The organism is Holdemanella biformis DSM 3989, assembly GCF_000156655.1.
GTDB classification, from domain to species: domain Bacteria; phylum Bacillota_I; class Bacilli_A; order Erysipelotrichales; family Erysipelotrichaceae; genus Holdemanella; species Holdemanella biformis.
Genome location: NZ_DS996842.1, coordinates 369,780 through 372,944 on the forward strand (window position 1 = coordinate 369,780; position 3,165 = coordinate 372,944).

The following is a 3,165-nucleotide window of genomic DNA, read 5'->3' on the forward strand; positions in this document are numbered from 1 at the left end:
GAACACGGGCTGTTTCATTTATTTCAAAATACTTAGCGAATAAAAGAATCAATTCTTCAAATTTTGATTGTTCAATCGTATCAATTGGAACCAAAATATTTTGAACCGTTAATTGTTGACTAATCCCAAAATCAGCACGCGTATCAAAAGGTGTAATATCTACAATTGGAAGTTTCTTTTCTGCATAATCTTCCAATAAAGAAATCTTATGTTTTGAATCCACAATACAATAGTTCGTATTTTGAATTAAAGATTTCAATTCAGCATCCTCAAATAATTCCAAACGATTTTGATAAAAAGATAAGATTGTCTTACGTTTTTCAAACAATTTTTCTAACATATCATGATGTAGTACATGCATAGCCAAACAGAAAATATCATCTGTTGAAGTCATTTCATCTAAATATGTAGAAAATACTTCTTCAATCAATGATTCCATGGAATCATAGCTCAAATGATCAAATTTAAATCTTGTATTTTCAATCAAATAAAATGGATTTTCACCATTGATTTCAATATGCCCATCCTCAAAGAAATGACACATTTTCCAATTCCCTTTTCCATCTAAATATTGTTCATAAACAGCTTGATTATTTTCATAAACAATAGTGTCCGATAAAAAGCCTCGATCATCATATACATTTTTACGGACCATCATATTATCTTGAAACAAAAAGACTTCAATCATATTTCCATCTTCACCAAAATGTACTTCTGCATATTTTTGATTATTTACATACGCCACAATACAAAATGGAGTATAGACAAATTCTGTATGGTCTGGCCACATCAAATCATGATAGGAAAGAATATCTACTTTTGTACGTCTAATTTCTTGTATCGCATCAAAACAAGACCAATATGGTGCATGGAATACACTTTGTCTATGAAGAAAGTGACGAAAGTTTGGACTATACGACAAATTCAAAATCTTATATTCCATAATATCATTACGGTTAAACATCTGAATCTGTTTAACACTATCATCAAATTCTGTTACTGCACGACGCACATAAAAATATTGTTCATTTTCTTTATATTCATTTCCATGATACCAGGAAGGTACAAAATACATCATAAATACTACCCCCTATATAAATGGCTTATATGAATCAAAATCACGATAAGCACGAATTTCTAAATAAATACTACAAACAAATCCTGAAAGCATCATAAATGTAGTTGGAAGCATGGCCACGGATGCATCTACAATACCTTTATACTGTAAATACATACATAGTGCTAAACAAGCACACATGATGCCTCCACTTAAACAACTCAATATTAAAACCCATTTACGAATATATCGACGTGTAGGCTTACCTGCAGGAACATTAACTATACAATCTCCGCTTTGAAGAAGACCATCTGATAAATCTTTTGGATTCACAAATAATAAGCTTAATAGAATCGTAAACAAAAACATCATAATAATATAGACACTCATACCAAATACGGTTGATAAATTGAAATTTTTATATAAGAAATTGATAATGTCTGATTTATGAAAATAATGAATAAAAGCAATTATTAATTGAGGAATCATAAATATTGCAGAACCAAACATTAACGCCATAAAGCCTATTGGATTATATTTAATTGCCATATAATTCTTTTCGGCATGCACATTATGCACAGAAACTCTTTGAAGAGGAATTCTTTTTTCATGCATTTCCATAAACATCATAATAATAACCATCACAAACGAAATGATTAATGGGATTTTCAAAGCTTCAAGCGTTGATTTCATTAATATTCCAATCAATGATTCAGTCATATTGATAATAATGATTGGAGCAAATCCACCAACACCATATTTTTTGTTTTTCATCAATAAAAATTGTGCAATACTCGCTCCTGCCATTAATTCAAAAATAGCAACCAAAATACTCATTAGATTACGATCAATATATTTTAAACCAAGAGCATAAAAAATAGATTGAACTAAAGTAACTATAAATGTAAATGCAGTAATCCAATAATTCATTGCCTTAGGTGATGTACGAGCCTTAGCCTCTTTAGATCGCATAGCATATAAAATAGTAACAACTAAGCTAGCCGTAATATAAGGTGAAATACCTAAGCTCATGACATAACATCTTTTGTTCGAACCATTTACCGCTAAAGTCAATATAGAACCTAAATCCAATCCTAAATTATCATATGCACTCATATCAATTCCATTCAATGGAATTCTATGACAAACAAAATAAATTAAAATAATAACTATTGAAAAAAGGCATCGATTTCTAACCAAATGCGTCTTTTCCTTCATAAAAATCACTCCCTAAAAAAATAACAGTAACCAAAAGTTAGTTACTGTTATTTTATCATTATTTTATTTATTTATCTTCTTTTTCTTTTGAAGCATCATTATTTCCTTTTTCTTTAGAAGCATCATTTCTACCTTTTTTAGTGTTGATAGCATTAATCAAAGAAGATAGAGCTCCTATAATTGGAATCCAAGACCACCATACTCTATGAGCAACATCCAATGTTGATTTAGGCATCTTTTCTTTTTCGATTGTTTCTTCCTTAGCCTTAGGAGTTACATCATCCTCTACAGTTTCTTCCTCAGTAACTCTTGGAGCTACTTGTAAAGGAGCACGAGTATCAACTACAACTTGACGATAAGCTGTTCCACCACCTGCAGTGCTTGTAACAACACTTGTTGCGTAGCTTTCTGAAGTAGATGTAGACATAGATTCTGAAGAGCTAATGCTATCTGAAGTTGACTGTGATTCACTAGTAGAAACACTCAATGATTCAGAAGTACTTAGAGATTCTGATTCACTTGCAGATGCTGATGTACTTTCACTTGTACTAACTGATTCAGAAGTAGATTCGCTCTCACTTAATGAAGTAGAAGTTGACTCACTTTCGCTTACTGAAGTACTTGTTGATTCACTTTCACTTACAGAAGTTGAAGTTGATTCGCTTTCACTTACTGATGTACTAGCTGATGTACTTACGCTAGTTGAAGCCGAAGTACTTGCTGATGTGCTGGCGCTTGTAGAAGCTGAAGTGCTTACGCTTGTTGAAGCACTTGTTGAAGCTGAAGTACTTGCTGATGTGCTGGCACTTGTAGATGCCGATGTACTAGCTGATGTAGAAGCACTTGTTGATGCCGATGTACTTGCACTAGTTGAAGCACTTGTAGATGCG

At 32.0% G+C, this 3,165-nt stretch carries 4 protein-coding genes; 1 reads left to right on the top strand and 3 read right to left on the bottom strand.

Translation table 11 applies throughout. From position 1 onward, the window contains the following. The 3 genes from asp1 to EUBIFOR_RS13120 form a co-directional block, all read right to left on the bottom strand. On the bottom strand, positions 1-1,078 hold a 1,078-nt coding region (gene asp1 / locus EUBIFOR_RS12955; protein WP_003865237.1), incomplete at its 3' end, for an accessory Sec system protein Asp1. A gap of 12 nt (positions 1,079-1,090) precedes the next feature. Then, the gene (locus EUBIFOR_RS06780; protein ID WP_003865238.1) at positions 1,091-2,275 is read right to left on the bottom strand and encodes a preprotein translocase subunit SecY; all 1,185 of its coding nucleotides are present in this window, start codon (positions 2,273-2,275) and stop codon (positions 1,091-1,093) included. Positions 2,276-2,342: 67 nt separating this feature from the next. After that, a complete protein-coding gene (locus tag EUBIFOR_RS13120; RefSeq protein WP_003865239.1) occupies positions 2,343-2,702 on the bottom strand; it encodes a hypothetical protein in 360 nt (119 codons plus the stop codon). A 16-nt stretch (positions 2,703-2,718) separates the two neighbouring features. Here EUBIFOR_RS13120 and EUBIFOR_RS13125 point away from each other — a divergent pair. Then, positions 2,719-3,165 (top strand): hypothetical protein (locus tag EUBIFOR_RS13125; RefSeq protein ID WP_003865240.1); only part of this gene is annotated, 447 nt, incomplete at its 3' end.